19 protein-coding genes, 2 tRNA genes and 1 rRNA gene are annotated in these 17,624 nt (G+C 29.6%); 5 read left to right on the plus strand and 17 right to left on the minus strand.

Features of this window, described 5'->3' with window-relative positions; all coding sequences use genetic code 11:
* Positions 1 to 111 precede the first annotated feature (111 nt).
* The 9 genes from ACSYT2_RS17500 to ACSYT2_RS17540 form a co-directional block, all read right to left on the minus strand.
* Entirely contained in the window at positions 112 to 1,056 is a 945-nt protein-coding gene (locus ACSYT2_RS17500; RefSeq protein WP_430857025.1) for a transketolase family protein, read from the minus strand.
* Positions 1,056 to 1,880, minus strand: a complete 825-nt coding sequence (locus ACSYT2_RS17505; RefSeq protein ID WP_430857026.1) for a transketolase — start codon at positions 1,878 to 1,880, stop codon at positions 1,056 to 1,058. The genes ACSYT2_RS17500 and ACSYT2_RS17505 overlap by 1 nt, the downstream gene beginning before the upstream one ends.
* 239 nt (positions 1,881 to 2,119) lie before the next feature.
* On the minus strand, positions 2,120 to 2,473 hold the full coding sequence (locus ACSYT2_RS17510) for a type II toxin-antitoxin system PemK/MazF family toxin (RefSeq protein WP_430857027.1): 354 nt from the start codon (positions 2,471 to 2,473) through the stop codon (positions 2,120 to 2,122).
* A gap of 8 nt (positions 2,474 to 2,481) precedes the next feature.
* A complete protein-coding gene (locus ACSYT2_RS17515; RefSeq protein WP_430857028.1) occupies positions 2,482 to 2,721 on the minus strand; it encodes a hypothetical protein in 240 nt (79 codons plus the stop codon).
* A 456-nt stretch (positions 2,722 to 3,177) separates the two neighbouring features.
* The gene (locus ACSYT2_RS17520; protein ID WP_438385301.1) at positions 3,178 to 3,804 is read right to left on the minus strand and encodes a germination lipoprotein GerS-related protein; all 627 of its coding nucleotides are present in this window, start codon (positions 3,802 to 3,804) and stop codon (positions 3,178 to 3,180) included.
* Between the two features lie 176 nt (positions 3,805 to 3,980).
* Positions 3,981 to 4,352, minus strand: coding sequence for a holo-ACP synthase (acpS, locus tag ACSYT2_RS17525; RefSeq protein ID WP_438385303.1), 372 nt, complete (start codon positions 4,350 to 4,352; stop codon positions 3,981 to 3,983).
* Positions 4,353 to 4,426: 74 nt separating this feature from the next.
* Positions 4,427 to 4,756: a DUF6514 family protein gene (locus tag ACSYT2_RS17530; RefSeq protein ID WP_430857031.1), complete on the minus strand. Its 330-nt coding sequence runs from the start codon at positions 4,754 to 4,756 to the stop codon at positions 4,427 to 4,429.
* 495 nt (positions 4,757 to 5,251) lie between these two features.
* Positions 5,252 to 5,614: a single-stranded DNA-binding protein gene (locus tag ACSYT2_RS17535; RefSeq protein ID WP_430857032.1), complete on the minus strand. Its 363-nt coding sequence runs from the start codon at positions 5,612 to 5,614 to the stop codon at positions 5,252 to 5,254.
* A gap of 77 nt (positions 5,615 to 5,691) precedes the next feature.
* Positions 5,692 to 6,543 (minus strand): YihY/virulence factor BrkB family protein, encoded by an 852-nt coding sequence (locus tag ACSYT2_RS17540; RefSeq protein WP_438385304.1) that lies wholly within the window; start codon positions 6,541 to 6,543, stop codon positions 5,692 to 5,694.
* A gap of 264 nt (positions 6,544 to 6,807) precedes the next feature.
* On the opposite strand from ACSYT2_RS17540, the gene ACSYT2_RS17545 reads away from it, so the two are divergent.
* The gene (locus ACSYT2_RS17545; protein WP_430857034.1) at positions 6,808 to 7,683 is read left to right on the plus strand and encodes an aldose 1-epimerase family protein; all 876 of its coding nucleotides are present in this window, start codon (positions 6,808 to 6,810) and stop codon (positions 7,681 to 7,683) included.
* Between the two features lie 45 nt (positions 7,684 to 7,728).
* Here ACSYT2_RS17545 and ACSYT2_RS17550 read toward each other — a convergent pair whose 3' ends face one another.
* Both ACSYT2_RS17550 and ACSYT2_RS17555 read right to left on the minus strand, forming a co-directional pair.
* A complete protein-coding gene (locus ACSYT2_RS17550; protein WP_438385306.1) occupies positions 7,729 to 10,017 on the minus strand; it encodes an ATP-dependent DNA helicase in 2,289 nt (762 codons plus the stop codon).
* 88 nt (positions 10,018 to 10,105) lie between these two features.
* Positions 10,106 to 10,696, minus strand: a complete 591-nt coding sequence (locus ACSYT2_RS17555; RefSeq protein WP_430857036.1) for a DUF1836 domain-containing protein — start codon at positions 10,694 to 10,696, stop codon at positions 10,106 to 10,108.
* Positions 10,697 to 11,209: 513 nt separating this feature from the next.
* On the opposite strand from ACSYT2_RS17555, the gene ACSYT2_RS17560 reads away from it, so the two are divergent.
* The gene (locus ACSYT2_RS17560) at positions 11,210 to 11,455 is read left to right on the plus strand and encodes an AbrB/MazE/SpoVT family DNA-binding domain-containing protein (protein ID WP_430857037.1); all 246 of its coding nucleotides are present in this window, start codon (positions 11,210 to 11,212) and stop codon (positions 11,453 to 11,455) included.
* An 81-nt stretch (positions 11,456 to 11,536) separates the two neighbouring features.
* On the opposite strand, the gene rsmI is transcribed toward ACSYT2_RS17560, so the two are convergent.
* The 3 genes from rsmI to ACSYT2_RS17575 form a co-directional block, all read right to left on the minus strand.
* Positions 11,537 to 12,382, minus strand: a complete 846-nt coding sequence (gene rsmI, locus ACSYT2_RS17565; protein WP_430857038.1) for a 16S rRNA (cytidine(1402)-2'-O)-methyltransferase — start codon at positions 12,380 to 12,382, stop codon at positions 11,537 to 11,539.
* Complete coding sequence (locus ACSYT2_RS17570) at positions 12,382 to 13,131, minus strand: tRNA1(Val) (adenine(37)-N6)-methyltransferase (protein WP_430857039.1); 750 nt, start codon at positions 13,129 to 13,131, stop codon at positions 12,382 to 12,384. The genes rsmI and ACSYT2_RS17570 overlap by 1 nt, the downstream gene beginning before the upstream one ends.
* 211 nt (positions 13,132 to 13,342) lie before the next feature.
* Positions 13,343 to 14,569 carry a C40 family peptidase gene (locus ACSYT2_RS17575; RefSeq protein ID WP_430857040.1) on the minus strand — a complete coding sequence of 409 codons (1,227 nt, stop codon included), beginning with the start codon at positions 14,567 to 14,569 and terminating at the stop codon, positions 13,343 to 13,345.
* Between the two features lie 288 nt (positions 14,570 to 14,857).
* On the opposite strand from ACSYT2_RS17575, the gene ACSYT2_RS17580 reads away from it, so the two are divergent.
* Together ACSYT2_RS17580 and ACSYT2_RS17585 are read left to right on the plus strand one after the other, a co-directional pair.
* A tRNA-Pro gene (locus tag ACSYT2_RS17580) sits at positions 14,858 to 14,933 on the plus strand.
* A 353-nt stretch (positions 14,934 to 15,286) separates the two neighbouring features.
* Positions 15,287 to 15,931: an HAD family hydrolase gene (locus ACSYT2_RS17585; RefSeq protein ID WP_438385308.1), complete on the plus strand. Its 645-nt coding sequence runs from the start codon at positions 15,287 to 15,289 to the stop codon at positions 15,929 to 15,931.
* A gap of 29 nt (positions 15,932 to 15,960) precedes the next feature.
* On the opposite strand, the gene ACSYT2_RS17590 is transcribed toward ACSYT2_RS17585, so the two are convergent.
* Positions 15,961 to 16,707, minus strand: a complete 747-nt coding sequence (locus tag ACSYT2_RS17590) for a peptidylprolyl isomerase (RefSeq protein WP_430857042.1) — start codon at positions 16,705 to 16,707, stop codon at positions 15,961 to 15,963.
* Between the two features lie 156 nt (positions 16,708 to 16,863).
* Between ACSYT2_RS17590 and bcp the strand changes: the two genes are divergently transcribed.
* A complete protein-coding gene (gene bcp, locus ACSYT2_RS17595) occupies positions 16,864 to 17,316 on the plus strand; it encodes a thioredoxin-dependent thiol peroxidase (RefSeq protein ID WP_430857043.1) in 453 nt (150 codons plus the stop codon).
* A gap of 95 nt (positions 17,317 to 17,411) precedes the next feature.
* Here bcp and ACSYT2_RS17600 read toward each other — a convergent pair.
* Positions 17,412 to 17,487, minus strand: a tRNA-Phe gene (locus tag ACSYT2_RS17600).
* A gap of 10 nt (positions 17,488 to 17,497) precedes the next feature.
* Positions 17,498 to 17,614, minus strand: a 5S ribosomal RNA gene (gene rrf, locus ACSYT2_RS17605).
* Positions 17,615 to 17,624 lie beyond the last annotated feature (10 nt).

The raw sequence follows: 17,624 nt of genomic DNA on the forward strand, positions 1-17,624 counted from the left end.
TATCCTTTGTTGTTAATATTTAAATATAGTCTCAACTATATTTAAATATTAAAAATAGGGTGTATCAAAATAACCTACTATTTTGATACACCCTATTTTTATATCAATAATTTATTTCTTTAATTCTAAAGCCTTCTTAACTTTTGCTACTAATTCCTTAGTAGTTAATCCATAAGCTTCTAATAATTCATTTGGCTTTCCGCTTTCTCCAAATGTATCATTAACCCCTAGCTTTACTACTGGTACTGGACACTCTTCTGAAACAACTTCTGCAACTGCTGAACCTAGTCCACCTATGATACTATGTTCTTCTGCAGTTACTATAGCACCAGTTTCCTTAGCTGCTTTAACTATAAGCTCGCTATCTATTGGTTTTATAGTATGAATGTTCACTACTCTTGCATTTATTCCATCTTTAGCTAACTCTTCTTTAGCTTCTAATGCAGCTTCAACCATTATTCCTGTTGCTATAATAGTTACATCATTTCCTTCTGCTAAAGTAACACCCTTACCAATTTCAAATTTATATGTGCTTGCATCATTTACATTTGAAACTGCCATTCTTCCAAGTCTCACATAACATGGACCATTCATTTCTGCAACTGCTTTTATAGCAGCATCTGTTTCTATTGCATCTGCTGGATTGATTACAGTCATGTTTGGAATACTTCTCATAAGCGAGATGTCTTCTATAGCTTGGTGAGATGCTCCATCTTCACCTACTGTTAACCCTGCATGTGTAGCACAAACCTTGACATTTAATTTAGGATAACATATTGAGTTTCTTATTTGTTCGAAAGCTCTTCCTGCTGCAAACATTGCAAATGTACTTACAAATGGAACCTTACCGCATGTTGAAAGTCCTGCTGCAACTCCCATCATATTAGCTTCAGCAATTCCCATATTAAAGAATCTTTCTGGAGCAACATCTTTAAAATCTGCTGTCTTTGTTGACTTTGAAAGGTCTGCATCTAAAACCACTACATTTTTATTTGTACTTGCTAAATCTGCTAATGCTTTTCCGTAAGCTTCTCTAGTTGCTATCTTCTTACTCATTATTTGTCCCCTCCAATTTCCTTAATTGCTGCTTCACATTGTTCCTTACTTGGTGCTGTTCCATGCCAACTAGCTTCATTTTCCATAAATGATACACCCTTACCTTTTACAGTATTACAAATTACCGCAGTTGGTTGACCTTTATGATTCTTAGCCTTTTCAATAGCATCTAAAATTTCATCGTAATTATGTCCATCTATAATCATTACATTCCAACCAAAAGCTTCGAATTTCTTATCTATTGGTGATGGATTCATAACTTTTGTAATATCTCCATCTATTTGTAATCCGTTAAAATCTATAAATATTGTTAAATTATCTAATTTGTAATGAGCTGCACACATAGCCGCTTCCCATACTTGACCTTCTTCAAGTTCTCCATCACCTAAAACAGAATATACTCTATATGACTTATTATCTGTCTTTCCAGCTAATGCCATTCCAACTGCTGCTGATATTCCTTGGCCAAGTGAACCTGTTGACATATCGATTCCTGGAAGATCATTCATATTAGGATGTCCTTGTAATCTTGAACCGATTTTTCTTAAAGTTAATAATTCCTTTGGATCAAAATATCCTCTTCTTGCTAATGCACTATATAAAACAGGGGCTGCATGTCCCTTAGATAATACAAATCTATCTCTATTTCCATCTTTCGGATTTTCTGGATTTATGTTTAATTCATTAAAAAATAATGTTGTAACTATATCTGTTGCTGATAATGAACCACCTGGGTGCCCAGAAGCTGACTCTGTTAACATTTCAACGATATCCTTTCTAATTAGCTTAGAAATTTGAATTAGCTCTTCCTTACTTTTCTTCATTATATATCCTCCTAGATAATTTAATATGTTTATAGACTCTATTTTCCCCTAATTTTCTAAGAATATTTTAGCACATTTTTTGTAGTTTGGATATACTATATATTTAATTATGCTTACTTTTCTTATGTAAACATTTTAATTAGTATATACTATTTGTATTTATGATGTATTTTATTTTTATTAAAATAAAATCGAGATGAAATAAGTTTCATCTCGATTCCTTTTATTCCCTTCTATTTTTATACCAAACTTAAACTTATCAATAAAGCTTTGTTAACCTTTTCCATATCGCTATCAGTCATATGTCCTATCTTTTCTTTTAATCTTCTCTTATCTAGAGTTCTTATTTGTTCAAGTAAAACAACAGAATCCCTATTTAGTCCGTACTCTTCTGAAGATATCTCCACATGAGTAGGTAATTTTGCTTTATTTATCTGCGATGTAATAGCTGCAACAATCACTGTTGGGCTGTATCTATTACCTATATCATTTTGCATTATTATTACAGGTCTTATTCCTCCCTGCTCTGATCCAATAACCGGACTTAAATCAGCATAAAAAATATCTCCTCTTTTTACTACCATAGTCGTCATCTAAATAATCACACTCCGCAAAGCCATGTCTCATAATTATTAACATCAACAAGTTCTTTCTCATCATCAATAGCAATACTTAAGTTAATTTGACCCATTTCTATATAACCTTTTTTCATTATCTCAAAAAACTCGAGGTCTTTATCCTCTTCACTATATAGTATTAAATCTTCCTCAAATAATTTACTATTTTTTTTATTTTGTTTTTTTATTTCCAATATTCCTTTACTCTTTGATAGCTGTGACATAATTCTTCCTCCTTGGTAGTAAAGAGTTCTATGTATACTCAAATTATATTGCAAATTATGTCACTATGTCAAAGGATAATGTATATTTAAATACCCTTTTTTACAAATAAATTACTATTTATATAATATCCTCACTTTTTTTGTAGACTTATGCTATATATATCCTTAGTCTGTTAACAGTTTTCATACAAACTTCTACTACCATAGTCTAAGATAAATAACGCTCTCCTTGCCTACAGGTCATATGTATATATCTTTATATCCTACTGTGATGTTAATCTTGGCCTTTTTTTTATTTTTTATTTACCTATTAAATTTTCATCTTCTATTTATAAAACTATAATTTTAGCTTTCTTCTATGGTTAATTAATTATTTACTAATAATTTTCTGAAATAGGTGCATATACAATAGCACCTACTCAGAATACATTTTCATAAATTATCTAAGTTGTATATTTAGAATAGTCCCCTATCTATTTCTTTTAGCTCCTTAAAGTTTTTATATATTATCGTTACTCTTTCTTTTCCATCAATATCAAATATTTTTGTGATAATTGGGCTCTTGTCCTCTTTGTTGATATAAACCTTTGCAGAAGATATATGTTTGTTCTTACTTGACAAAGACACATCGACCTCAAGATACTTTATATCTCCCCATTCTTCTGCTCCTTCTTTTACTTCCTTTATTTCATTATTTAAAATATTATTATAGAATGCCAATGGATATAATGTATCAAAATTCTCCTTTATCTCGTATTCATCACCATTATCATTCATACTAACGAAACCATCTTTGTATATCTTAACCCTATCCTCCCCAAATTCTATTCTCATACCAATATCTTTACAATAATACATATTTGTTTCTTCTTTATACTCACTCTTAGTATTTTTTATTATATATTCTGCCTTTGTATTGTAAGCATCTATCTTTTTAATTTTTTCTATAATCTCTTCATTTGTTGGAGCATATGTATGCCTGAACGTTATTATTAATATGATTGATATAAAGGGAATTAGTAATAATAACAACATCCATTTCTTCCCTTTAATATTTTTTAAGAACTGCATTTCACTCTTCATATTTCCTCCAAGGTAAATTATTCATTAATATTCTTATTAGTACCTTGTTGAAATTATTCTAGTTTGTAATCATATATTCTAATGTTTTCAGTATTTCTTATATTATGTCTCTTGAATTGCTCGTTTATCTATTACTAAAAAATATGTATACTTTCCTTCTTAATATCTAATCTTTATTAAATATCCTCTAATATCGCAAAAGCAATTGCATCTTCACTTGTATGGGAAATTGTTAGATGTATTTTGTAATTAGTTAAATTAAATAAAGTTATTACCTTATCGCTTAAATTAACAGCTGGCTTTCCTAGTTCATCATGAATTATCTCTATGTCTTTTAGTCTAAACCCCCTAAACCCTGTTCCTAAAGCCTTACTTACCGCTTCCTTAGCAGCAAATGTCCCAGCTATTGTTTCCACATTATTCTTTCTACTTTTAAAATAATCAATTTCTTTTAATGTAAATAATCCAGGCAGAAAGTTCTCTGTTCTTCTAATAGATTGTGCTATTCTTTCTACCTTTACAATGTCAGTTCCAATTCCTTTTATCATTGTCACCATCCCCTCGAATTATATTTTACTATATATCAAAGAAAAATTTAAAACTTCTTTATATCGTCATATCTTCAATTTTGATTACTTGCCTTTATACTAATATTATCAAAATCATAGACATATTCATCAACATAGCTCCCAATTATATCAACTAGATGAATTGGTGATACTTCATTCTTATATAACATATCTAATAATTCCTTTACTTTATGTCTTTGAGTTGAAATTAAGTCTACACTATCTTTTACTATATTTATAATTTTTCCATTTTTCATATCATTTCTTTCTATCTCTATGCCATATGCTTGTACATCTTCGTAGTTACGTTTTGTCAGCTTATATGTGTACTTCATTTCCACACTATTTATAGATCTTGTAATAAGTAAGTTCTCTACAACCATACCTTTATACTCCTTTCATTTACTAGACATAATATTAATTAATAAGTAAATGGTATCATACTGTTTTCTAAAATATTGTCAAAGCATGGTGTGTATCTTTAAAAATTATTTTTTATTTATTGACATAAAAAAACTAATTATTCACTTCTTCTACTTTTATTTAAGATTTATTGGTTTATTTTGTTTACTTATAGTACTATTTTTGTCGAGTAATATACCTTCTTTCTAAATAATGCATTTTTATTCAAATAATATAATAATATCTATAATAAAAGGATGAGATTAACAAATTAATCTCATCCTTTTGTCCTATAAAACAAAAAAGAGCCATAAGCTCTTTTTTATATAACCATAATTCTCATAAACCATAATTGAAAAACGTGAATACGTTATCATCTCATATACCTATTATAACACAAAAATCAAACATTTCAAGATTTACTATAATATATTTTATTACACTATATTTCCTATTATATTTTATGGGATTATAATCTAATTTTCATTTATTTCCTCTGGTCTATCTTCCTCATAGTCCCTTCTTCCACCAACAAATTTAAAATCTTCTGCTACAACCTCTGCTATATACTTTTTATTTCCCTCTCTATCCTCATAGCTTCCCGTTCTTAATCGACCACTTAAACTTATATAACTTCCCTTTCTCATATACTTACATATTACCTCAGCCTTTTTACCCCAAACAGTAACAGGAATGAGATCAGCCTTTCTAGTTCCATCAGCGGATTTAAAGCTTCTATCAACTGCTACAATAAACTTGCTAAAAACTTTCTCTCCACTCTCTAGAGTCCTTAGTTCAGGATCCTTAATTAATCTACCTAACAATACTATTTTATTCATTTTAGCACCTCCTGAATATCTTCCTTAATAATAATTGACATATAAGGAAATTATTATTCAAGATTTAAAATAAAATTCTAAAATTTGTTTTCTTTTTTCTTTATCACTAAAACAGAATTAATCTCTACTCCAAACATAAAGATTATTGATGTTAAGAATAACCATATCATTAATATGAAAACAGCTGCTAAGCTGCCATAAAATCTTGAGTAATTATTAAAGTTATTTATATAAAATGAAAAAGCTAAAGATATTATTATCCATCCAAAGGTACTAACAATTGCCCCTGGCAGTACCTGACGCCACTTTAATCTTTTTGATGGAGTAAATTTGTAAATAGCAGCAAATACAAAAATTAATACAAAAATTATAACTACATACCTTAATATATTCCAAGTTACTAATATTACATCATGAAATGGTAAAATCTCTGTGAGATATCTTCCTATAGCACTACCAAAAACCAATAAAATAAGAGTTGCTACAACAGTTAATGCTAATACTATTGTGCTTATATATGAAATTATTGATCTTCTAATGTATGATCTTTTTTCTTTTATATTATAAGCCTTATTAATACCTTTAATAACAGCTCTAAATCCTGAAGATGCTGTCCATATTGACAATAGGATTGATATCCCTAATAATCCTGTATTCTGAGATCCAAGAATTTCCCTTATTGTTGACTCTGTTAACTCAAAAACACTAGTTGGCATTATTGCTTTTAATCCTTCAAGAATATCGATTGCATTAGGTTTAATAAAACCCATTAATGTAATAAGGAATATTAAAAACGGGAAAAATGCTAATACTAAATAATACGCAAGCTGCGATGCAAGCGCAAAAATATCATCCCTCTTTACTTTTACTATTAAATGGATTAATAAATCCACTTTTGATATTTTTCTTTCTTGTTTATTATCTATCATTAATTTCACCATTTTTCCTTATACTAATATTTCTATTATATATGCTTTTATTATAATTCTATGTTCATAATTCTTATATTTAATTTATATACTACTCATATTATCATAAAAATTTTTCCCTATTTCAAAATATTTATTATAAATCCTATTATCACAACATTCAATAAGTCTATATATATTTAACATTAATTTGTCCTATAGTATAATTTATATTGTAATAAATTTATGATATTTATTCTACTTAATAATGAAAGGATGAGATTTATGATTTACTCATTAGAAAATTCAACAGTTAAGATAACTGCAAGTAACCACGGTGGCGAAATCCACTCATTAACAAGTAAAATTACTGGAACAGAATATCTTTGGAATGGTAATCCAGAATTTTGGAAATATCACGCTCCAATCTTATTCCCTATAGTTGGTAAGGTTAAAGATTTAAAATATAGAGTCGATGGTATCGAATATGAATTACCTCAGCATGGTTTAGCAAGAATATCTGATTTCAACTTATTATCACAATCTGAAGATTCAATTACTTTTGAATTAAAGTACTCCGAAGATACTCTTAAGGTTTATCCTTATAAATTCTCACTACAAATCACATATTCTCTTGAGGAAAATGCAGTTAAAGTAACATATACAGTTAATAACTTAGATGATAAAGAAATATTTTTCTCAATAGGGGCCCATCCTGCTTTTATGTGTCCTATTGAAGAAAATGAAAAACTTGAAGACTATTCATTTAAATTTAATTCTAAGGAAACAAGTTCAATAATGTTGCTTAATAAACAAGGATACTTTACAGGTGAAAGATTAGATTACCTAAACAACTCTGACACTATACCTCTATCAAAAGAAGTATTTAATAATGATGCCTTAGTATTTGATGATTTAAAATCTAATAAAATTACTATTCAATCAAAAAATCATAGTAAATCACTTTCTCTAGATTTCACAGGTTTCCCTTATATGGGATTATGGGCACCAGCAGCAGGAGCTCCATTTGTATGTATTGAGCCTTGGTTTGGTCATGCTGACTATGATAACTTTACTGGAGAGTTAAAAGAAAAAGAAGGTATCATATCCTTAGATGAAAATAAATCTTTTGGATGTAGTTATACTATTTCTATTTCTTAATTTACAATGTAATAACACTCTAGTTGATTTACTTAAACTAGAGTGTTATTTTTTACTATCCAAAAGTGGTTTCCATTCATCTGGTATTAGTGAAGAATATATTCTATTTCTATATCTATCATCAACTAAAAGTACTCTTCCAATATCACTTTCAGTCCTAATAACTCTTCCAACAGCTTGCATTACTTTATTTATGCCTGGATATACATATGCTATCTTATCTCCATCCTCTTTATAATAATTCTTTATTATCTCACCTTGTAAGGATATCTTAGGATAACCTACTCCTACAATAACTGTACCTATAAGTCTCTTACCAGGTAAATCAATCCCTTCTGAAAATGCTCCACCAACTACACATAATGCTATTTTTTTACTATCTTCTGAAAATTGATTTAAGAATTCTTCCTTTTCTTTTTCATCCATATCCGATTTCTGAACAATAAATTCCTCTGAGCAATATTCCTCATATAGGAATTCACTTGCCTTTTTCATATAGTCATAAGATGGGAAAAATATAATGTAATTACCTTCCTCTTGTTTTATAAATTTCATTATCTTACCGCATATACTTGGCAAGGTTCTTTCTCTAGCCATATATCTCGTATTTCCTGGATAATGGTAAACCTTTAAGTTCTCTTTAGGGAATGGTGAGTTAAGTCTTAACCTATAATCTTCTATATCTCCCCCTAGAACCTTAATAAAGTACTCAAAAGGAGATAGTGTTGCCGAAAATAATACTGTTGCCCTACACTTATCCATTGTTGCCTTTAATCTTTTGGATGGATCTACGCAAAACAAGCAGATTTCTACTTCATCCTTTGTTCCTTCAACATAGGTTACATAATCATCTCCATATAATTCAGACATAGATAAAAAGCTATTTGAATCAAAGTATAAATCGAGTAGTTTCTCATGAAAGCTCAATTTATCCTTCCTACCTAATACTTCTTCAGCCTCTCTTGTAAACACTCTTAGTAATTGACATAGCTCTTTTGGCATTTCTTCAGTAGATATATAATTTCTATCTTCTATTTCACAATTTCTTCTTTCTTGTATGAAATAGTCATTTATCTTATTAATATGCCTATACAATGATGGAACTTTTCCTCTTGTCTCCCTTCTAAGTTCTAAAAACTTACTTTTATATAGACTTGCAGTATACATATCCCGTCCTCTGCTAACAAGATTATGAGCCTCACCTAAAAGGATTATATTATCCCTACCTTTTTCATCTATTACCCGCCTTAGGTATACTCTTGGATCAAATATATAATTATAGTCACAAATTACTCCATCGCTCCAATTTACAAGCTCTAATGATAATTCAAAAGGACATATTTTATATTTTTCTCCATAATGTTGCAATATTTCCCGGGAAACCCCTTCTTCATTCTCAAGTACTTCAAAAATCACATTCTTCACCTTTGAGTAGTAATCTTTTGCATAAGGACAATCTTCTGGATTACAGCTAACTTTATCATTAAGACAAATTTTTTCTTTCGCTACTAAAGATACTGTTCTAAATATCAACCCATCTTCTCTTAGTTTATCAAAGGTATCTTCAGCCACCTTTTTATTTACATTCTTCGCAGTTAGGTAAAAAATTCTGTCACCTAAACCTGCCCCTATTCCTTTAATACTTGGAAATATAGTTGAAATAGTCTTTCCTATTCCTGTAGGTGCCTGAACAAATAACCTTTTGCCTTCTCTTATTGTTCCGTACCATGCCTTAGCTAGTTCTAACTGACCTTTTCTATATCCCTTAAAAGGAAACTGTATCATCTCTATTGTTTCATTTCGAACCTTCTTATGTTCATAATCAGCCATAGCATATTTTTCATAACTATTAACTAGTTCTTTAACAAACTCCACCAACTCTATATATTCATACTTTTTTCTAAAGGATTTTACTTCATTGCAATCTAAGTTGTAATAGCTTAATTGAACATAAATATAAGAAATGTCTTTCTCCCTACATAGCATATACGCATATATTTTTCCCTGTGCCCAATGCATAGTATTATAATCTTCTGGGATGTCTACTAAGGGGGTGTATGTAGATTTAATTTCTTCTACAACCACATCACCATTCTCTACAATGATACCATCACATCTACCTTCTAAATGTAATTTAAATATCCCCATACTAATATCTGCCTTTAGGAAAACTTCTTTTTCATAGTCCTTATATAGCTCCTCATTACTTTTTTGTAATTTTTGATGTGCTCTTACTCCCTCAATAGCTCTAGCATTTGTAATAAACCTATTATCAAGACTACCTCTACTCATAATAAATTCAATAAATTCTCTAACGGACTTTTTAATCTCCATAACTCTCACTAATTCCTATCTAAATCAATTAAAATTAAACATACCAATTATATTTTTTATAGCGTAAAAAATAGGAGAAAAATTTCTCCTATTCCGCATGATACTCATTTGCTATTTTTTGTACTAATTTTTTAATTACACTTGCTTGAGCTACTAGAGAAATAACCAGAATAAATATTCTTATTCTTTCTTCATCGCCTTCATCTAAATCAAAGTTTTTCATTAGCTCATCTAACTTTCCTTCATCCCCTATAGGATTAGTTAAAAATGAATCATAACTCTCTTGTTGAATTTCTGCAAATACCTTATAGGCAGATTCCCAAGAAATAATATCATCATCTCTATCATTAATTTCATTAAAAGCTAGGCTAAATACCTTTTTAATTTCTTCTGTCGTTAAAACTGGTCTCATATAACTTAATAAAACCAATTGAACTAAGTGTAATTTGGTATAGCCTCTTTTTTTGCCATCCTCAGGTTTTGTTATAACTTCACTCTTAATATAGTTTTGAACTATATTGTTTGTATATTTATCATCAGTAAATTTATCATTAAGAAAATCTATAACTTGTGATAAGAATAAATCATATTGTGGTAAATCTCCATATGAAATCATACTACTCTTAGACATTTCTTCAGCTAACCCTTTAATATAATTAGAATCAAGCTTTTTGCCCATATATATTCCACCTTTATTTTTTATTATTTTATTATATTATATAGTAAATAAAAACTTATTACAAGTTATTTTTACCATTATAATGTTTTTTATTCATTTTCCACTTATATTTTTTACTTAGATAATATCCATAATATTATCTACATAATAGTATATTTTTTATTCATTTTTCGACAAATCAATTAACTATAGACTCTTATTCTACATTTTACAATTAACAGTTTTTGCTTATTTTTCTCTTTATATTTTTCATCCGTTAGATTATAATTCCTATATATATTAATCAAACAATGTAGACAAGCCATTCTTAATTTAAAAATAATTTTTATTTTTTTAATTGTAAACTATTGACAATTCTAATTTATGGTAGTATATTCTATATATAACATAGTTTTATAGTGAAATTTGTAATTTATTAAATTAAATTTGAATTTAAGGTTGACTTTAAATTACAATTTTGGTAACATAGCATAGTAAATTGTCGAAAGATGCAAAAATCAAGGAGGAAACTTTATGAAATCAACAGGTGTAGTAAGAAGAGTAGATGAATTAGGAAGAATAGTAATCCCAATAGAGTTAAGAAGAACTCTAGACATAGCTGAAAAGGATGCTTTAGAAATCTATGTAGATGGAGAGCAAATAATATTAAAGAAATATGAACCAGCTTGTATCTTCTGTGGAGATGCTAGAGATGTTATTAACTACAAAGGTAAGAACATCTGCAAAAACTGCTTAGAAGAAATGAGAGCTAGTAAGTAATTAAATTATATTACATAGAGAATATATCCCCTATATTCTCTAAAAAGGTACCTCTATCCCCTAGAGGTACCTTTTCTATATTTAAATATTCATTGAGTGCTTATAAACTTCATTTTTAGGAAGTCCTCTTTCTTTTGCTACCCTTTTAATAGCATCCTTCTTAGATAGCCCTTCATCTATTAAATTTATTATATGCTCTTCTATACTTAGCCCTTCCCATTTCTGTTTATTTTCTTTATCTATTTCATTCTGTTGTTTACCTTCTAATACTAATACAAATTCACCTCTTGGCCCCTTATCTTCAAAGAACTCTATTACGTCTTCTAATGTACCTCTTTTGATTTCTTCATGCAGCTTTGTTAATTCTCTACATACAGCTATTCTTCTATTGCCTAAACTTTCATATAGCAATGAAAGAGTACTTAGTAATCTATGGGGAGATTCATAAAAAATTATTGATTCTCTTACTTCCCTTATCTCTTCCAAAAGTATCTTTCTGTCCTTTGTCTCTCTCGGTATAAACCCTCTAAATATAAATCTTGTTGTATCTAATCCAGAATAAACTAAGGCTGTTGTAATAGCTGTCGCACCTGGTAGCACATCAAAATCTATCTCTTCTTCTATACATTTACTAACTATAACTGCACCTGGATCTGATATTCCAGGGGTTCCTGCATCCGTTACTATAGCAATACTCTGACCTTCCTTAAGCCTATCTATAATTTCATTACTCTTACCTTGTTCATTGTGCTGATGATAACTTATAAGTGTTTTTTTTATTTCAAAATGATTTAGTAACTTCAATGTTTGTCTTGTATCTTCTGCTGCAATAATATCTACTGCTTTTAATACCTCTAATGCTCTTAATGTAATATCCTTTAAATTGCCTATAGGCGTTGGTACTAAATAAAGTTTTCCTATACTCATTATAGTTCATGCCTCCCATAAATCTGATTTATTTCGTCGCTATAACCACCATTATCATTATAAACATATAACGGTGCCTCCCATTTCAAGAAGCTTCCACCATCTCTTTGACCTTCCACTAATACTATATTAGGTGCCTTCTTTGTATTAGGATGGACCATTCTTATTCTCTTAGGTTCAATCTTATATTTTCTCATAAGCGTTATAATGTCTGCTAAGCGTTCTGGTCTATGAACCATATACATTCTTCCATTATCTTTCAAAAGCACCCTAGAAGCAGCTATAACATCCTCTAAATTGCACATTACCTCATGTCTTGCTATTGCTAACTTATCTGATGGGTTAACTATACCTGCACTATTAAGCTTATATGGTGGATTAACAGTTAATACATCAAATCTTCCAAGAGTTTTAAGGAAATCTATATCCTTTAAATCTCTTGTAATAAATTTAACTTTATCTTCCACAGAATTAAGCTTTGTGCTTCTATTAGCCATCTCTGTCATCTCATCTTGTATCTCAATTCCAAGTATTTCTTTTGGCGAATATTTTCCTAACATAAGAAATGGTAATATGCCTGTTCCACTACATAAATCTATAACCCTAAAGTTCTTTTTCACATTTGCAAAATATGATAATAATACTGCATCTACTCCAAACCTAAAAGCATCATTTTTTTGAATAAGTTTCAAACCATTAAGTTGTAAATCATCAATAGCTTCATCTTCATATATCTTAACTTCATTCATATTAATTACCTCACAAAAATAATAAATATTATTATACATTAATATTTCATAAGTAACAAATTACAAGGTTATTTTATAGCTATTACTAATCTGTAATTTTAACTAAAAGCCTATCCTGCACCTTTTTAGATATCTGATTTTATGTATTCCTTAATATTTTCTTTAAATTAAATAATATCAAAAAAAGAGAGCATTTCTGCTCTCCATAATTTTAATTAAGTATTCTTCTTGCTCTCCAGAACTTATATACTGATGATACTTTAACTACATCTCCAGTCTGTGGTGCGTGAATCATTTGTCCATTACCAACATATATACCAACATGACCTGAATGCGGGAATACTAAGTCTCCTGGCTGTAATTCAGATTGCGATACCTCTCTACCTGCATTTATTTGTGAATATGTTGATCCTCCTATTTCAATGCCTGTAACACGTCTATAAACATATGAAGTAAAACCTGAACAGTCAAAACTATTTGGTCCTTTTCCAGCCCATAGATATGGCTTACCTAAATGTCTATATGCCTCATCTAATATAGCTGCTTGAGTTGCATTTGCTGTAACTCCATCACCTCTGTTAGGCGCTGATGCTTGATCTTCCTTTTGCTTAATAAGTTTCTTAGCATTCTCTATTGCATCAACCACTTCCTTATCAACGACAGGACTCTTTATTTGATTAGCACTTCTAATTGCTCTTAATTGGCTCACAGCACTTTTAAGCTGATCTAATGAGCTATTAGAATCCATACAAATATCAACTTGTGACTTAACCATACTTCTTTCCATAGGTATTAAGTTTTCTCTTGCATATTCCTCTGCTGCTGCATTAGCTTCATTAAGAACAGGTTGTATTTCAGCTTTCTTTACATCTAATTCTTCTTTTTGCTTTTCAGTATCTTCATTAATCTTGGCAATTTCCTTACTCTTATCCTCTAAAGAACCTATTTTTTCATCTAGCTTGTCCTTTTTTTCTACAAGTTCTTGTACAACTTTCTTATCTAGTTTTACAAGCCTACTAGCTGAATCAACTTTACTTATTAAATCACTAAAACTATCTGCACTAAATATTAAAGATATGTAACTAGTTTGTCCACCTGATTTATAAAGTTCTCTAAGTCTTTCCCCTAAGACCTGCTCCTTTTCAGATATATCTACCTTTGATTGCTCTATTTCCTTCTTCGTATTATCTATTTCTTTATTTATATTCGATATTTCATTATTATTCTTATTAATCTTCTCAGCTAGTGGACTTATTTGATTATCTAAAACTTGTACCTTTTCTCTAAGTTCCGCAAGCTTCTTTTCTAATTCTTTTTGCTTATTTTGTACTTCTTGTAGCTCTTGACTTGCCGGTGTAGCACTTACTGGCATTGCTGGCATTACAGTACTAAGAACTATTACTCCTGCTATAATTGCAGCTAAAATTTTATTTTTCATAATATATATGGTCTTTTGACCACTCCTCCCCTCCTGTATTTCGTCATTTTAATAGAATCACACTTTAAATTATAACATCTATAGGGGGAAGCCACAACGGTAATTGATTCTAATTTAAGATTTATACATTTCATTATCCTTTACTACCTTTGTATACTTACCATATGCTTTTATATTCTTCTTAATTCTACTTTATGTAAATAATTTCATCATATTTCTTTACATCTATATTTCACAAAGATATATTTGACAATGCCATTTCAACAATATATAATTATACTTGTACTACGGGGTGTGGCGCAGATGGTAGCGCGCATGGTTTGGGACCATGAGGTCGCAGGTTCGAGACCTGTCACCCCGACCAGTAAAAAAGGTAGACTTTTAAGTCTACCTTTTTCTTTACCCTATTTTTATTTATTCCTAAACTTATCTTCCTTTCCTGCCGCCCTACATAAAGAATATATCATTACTAGCGCAATTACATATAAACAGATAAATACTATAACCATATTCTTATCTCCCTTATAAACCCTATTGAAATAGTATTTACTCTTTTTATTAAATTTATTTATCTATATATAATTTAACCATGATTTTTTGATTCTTTTATTCTACCAATGATTAAATAATAATTTCCTTATGTTTCTTTTTCTATTACTTTAGGCTATTATATTTATATACTTATAGTAAATTCTTAAAATATTTCAGAGGTGACAAATGTTAAAAGATATAAAAGCAGCAATTTTTGATTTAGATGGAACACTAATTGATTCAATGTGGATTTGGGAAAAAATTGACGTTGATTTTTTAAAAGATAAAGGCTTTGATATGCCTAAGAACTTAAAAGATGAGATAAATCACTTAAGTTTCCAAGAAACTGCGCATTATTTTAAAAATAGATTTAATTTAACTGATTCAATAGATTCTATTTTAGATACATGGCACAATATGGCCCTTAAGCACTATACAGAAAGTGTAACTTTAAAGGATGGAGCACTTGAATTATTACAGTACCTTAAAAAGTCCGGCATTAAAATTGGACTAGCTACTAGTAACTCTACCCCTTTACTAGAGGCTGGATTGCGTTGTGTTGGTATATATGATTACTTTGATGCTATAACAACTACAGATGAGGCTAAAAAAGGTAAAAATAATCCTGATGTTTATCTATTAGCTGCTAATAAATTGGATACTATTCCTAGGGAATGTATTGTATTCGAAGATATATTAGAAGCCGTTAAAGGAGCTAAATTAGCAAATATGAAGATAGTTGCTATCTATGATAAATTTGCAGAATATCAAAATGCTGAATTAATAAATATTGCTGATAAATATATATTGAATTTTCATGAAATACTATAATAAAAAAACTCCCATAACGGGAGTTTTTATTACTTTCTATCTACACCATATTTCTTTTCTAATTCCATAACAACATCAATATATTTCTTTTGTTGTGCTTCTTGAATTAATTGTGCAGTTACCATGTCTTTAACTTCATCAAAAGATTTTTCTTTTGCTTCATTCTTAGCTTCAACAAGGATTAAATGATATCCAAATTGAGTTTTAACTGGTTCACTTACTTTTCCTATTTCTAAATTGAAAGCTTCTTCTTCAAACTCAGGAACCATCATCCCTCTGCCGAATGCTCCAAGATTACCACCTTGTTCCTTTGATGGACAAGTTGAATATTTCATTGCAGCTTCTTCAAATGTTAAAGTTCCTGCATCTATTTCTTTCTTTATATTCTTTACTTCTTCTTCATTTTCCACTAATATATGCTTTGCTGACACTGTTGCTGCTTCTTGGAATTTTTCTTTATTATCTTCAAAGAATTTCTTTACTTCATCATCAGTAACTGTTACTTCTGATAATATTTTATTTATTGTCATTTGAGTAAGGATTTCTTTTGCTAAGTTATTTACAGTTTCTTTATATTCTACTGTCTTATCAAGCTCAATCTCTTCTCCAAACTTATTCATTAATTCAAATGCTATTGTTTGCTCTAAAAGTTGTTTCTTGCCTTGTTCATTATTGAAATACATTCTCTTATCTTCTGGATATCTCATTATTATTGCATCTAAGTCCCTATCAGTTACTTCATTTCCTGCAACTACTGCTAATACCTTATTTTCCATCGTTTATCTCCTTCATATATATAAATTAGTATACCTACATTTTAACAGTATCTTCCCTTAATCACAACTTATTATTAATAATAATTACTATAAATACTCTTGATAATTAATAATAATTATTATATAATATTTTATAATATATTGGAGGTGCTTTTTATGATTAATATAAATGAATTAGCTCCTGATTTCACTCTGATGGGATCGGATGGGAAAGAACATAAACTAAGTGATTATAGAGGTAAGAAGGTTATATTATACTTCTATCCTAAAGATAATACTCCTGGTTGTACTACTGAAGCATGTGACTTTAGGGATAACTATACTAGTATTCAGAATAAAAATGCTGTAGTAATAGGTATTAGTAAGGACAACCTAAAATCTCACGATAGATTTATCACCAAATTTGGTCTTCCTTTTATACTATTAGCTGATGAAGATAAGGCTATTTGCTCATTGTATGATGTAATTAAAGAAAAAAATATGTACGGTAAAAAAGTTTTAGGAATTGAAAGAAGTACTTTTATAATCAATGAAGAAGGAATTCTTATGCATGAATTCAGAAAAGTTAAAGTTAAGGGCCATATCGAAGAAGTACTTGCATCTTTATAATTTAAATCTAAAAACCTACTAATTAAAATATTAGTAGGTTTTTAATATTATTTTTTGTAAAACAAAAAGCACTAACATAAGTTAGTGCTTTTTCCTGGTGGCTCGACCAGGAATCGAACCAGGGACACGAGGATTTTCAGTCCTCTGCTCTACCGACTGAGCTATCGAGCCAAAACAAAAAACCTAGCAACGTCCTACTCTCCCACACAGTCTCCCATGCAGTACCATCGGCGCTGTAGAGCTTAACTTTCCTGTTCGGAATGGAAAGGAGTGTTTCCTCTACGCCATCATCACTAGATTTATCAAAG

Source organism: Clostridium zhoujianii (assembly GCF_051590805.1).
GTDB lineage: Bacteria > Bacillota > Clostridia > Clostridiales > Clostridiaceae > Clostridium.

What these genes read in the sequence shown, in the direction of transcription:
- ACSYT2_RS17500 (WP_430857025.1), bottom strand. Translation starts at nt 1,056, where the DNA reads ATGAGTAAGAAGATAGCAACTAGAGAAGCTTACGGAAAAGCATTAGCA.
- ACSYT2_RS17505 (WP_430857026.1), bottom strand. Translation starts at nt 1,880, where the DNA reads ATGAAGAAAAGTAAGGAAGAGCTAATTCAAATTTCTAAGCTAATTAGA.
- ACSYT2_RS17510 (WP_430857027.1), bottom strand. Translation starts at nt 2,473, where the DNA reads ATGACGACTATGGTAGTAAAAAGAGGAGATATTTTTTATGCTGATTTA.
- ACSYT2_RS17515 (WP_430857028.1), bottom strand. Translation starts at nt 2,721, where the DNA reads ATGTCACAGCTATCAAAGAGTAAAGGAATATTGGAAATAAAAAAACAA.
- ACSYT2_RS17520 (WP_438385301.1), bottom strand. Translation starts at nt 3,804, where the DNA reads ATGAAGAGTGAAATGCAGTTCTTAAAAAATATTAAAGGGAAGAAATGG.
- acpS (WP_438385303.1), bottom strand. Translation starts at nt 4,352, where the DNA reads ATGATAAAAGGAATTGGAACTGACATTGTAAAGGTAGAAAGAATAGCA.
- ACSYT2_RS17530 (WP_430857031.1), bottom strand. Translation starts at nt 4,756, where the DNA reads ATGGTTGTAGAGAACTTACTTATTACAAGATCTATAAATAGTGTGGAA.
- ACSYT2_RS17535 (WP_430857032.1), bottom strand. Translation starts at nt 5,614, where the DNA reads ATGAATAAAATAGTATTGTTAGGTAGATTAATTAAGGATCCTGAACTA.
- ACSYT2_RS17540 (WP_438385304.1), bottom strand. Translation starts at nt 6,543, where the DNA reads ATGATAGATAATAAACAAGAAAGAAAAATATCAAAAGTGGATTTATTA.
- ACSYT2_RS17545 (WP_430857034.1), top strand. Translation starts at nt 6,808, where the DNA reads ATGATTTACTCATTAGAAAATTCAACAGTTAAGATAACTGCAAGTAAC.
- ACSYT2_RS17550 (WP_438385306.1), bottom strand. Translation starts at nt 10,017, where the DNA reads ATGGAGATTAAAAAGTCCGTTAGAGAATTTATTGAATTTATTATGAGT.
- ACSYT2_RS17555 (WP_430857036.1), bottom strand. Translation starts at nt 10,696, where the DNA reads ATGGGCAAAAAGCTTGATTCTAATTATATTAAAGGGTTAGCTGAAGAA.
- ACSYT2_RS17560 (WP_430857037.1), top strand. Translation starts at nt 11,210, where the DNA reads ATGAAATCAACAGGTGTAGTAAGAAGAGTAGATGAATTAGGAAGAATA.
- rsmI (WP_430857038.1), bottom strand. Translation starts at nt 12,382, where the DNA reads ATGAGTATAGGAAAACTTTATTTAGTACCAACGCCTATAGGCAATTTA.
- ACSYT2_RS17570 (WP_430857039.1), bottom strand. Translation starts at nt 13,131, where the DNA reads ATGAATGAAGTTAAGATATATGAAGATGAAGCTATTGATGATTTACAA.
- ACSYT2_RS17575 (WP_430857040.1), bottom strand. Translation starts at nt 14,569, where the DNA reads ATGAAAAATAAAATTTTAGCTGCAATTATAGCAGGAGTAATAGTTCTT.
- ACSYT2_RS17585 (WP_438385308.1), top strand. Translation starts at nt 15,287, where the DNA reads ATGTTAAAAGATATAAAAGCAGCAATTTTTGATTTAGATGGAACACTA.
- ACSYT2_RS17590 (WP_430857042.1), bottom strand. Translation starts at nt 16,707, where the DNA reads ATGGAAAATAAGGTATTAGCAGTAGTTGCAGGAAATGAAGTAACTGAT.
- bcp (WP_430857043.1), top strand. Translation starts at nt 16,864, where the DNA reads ATGATTAATATAAATGAATTAGCTCCTGATTTCACTCTGATGGGATCG.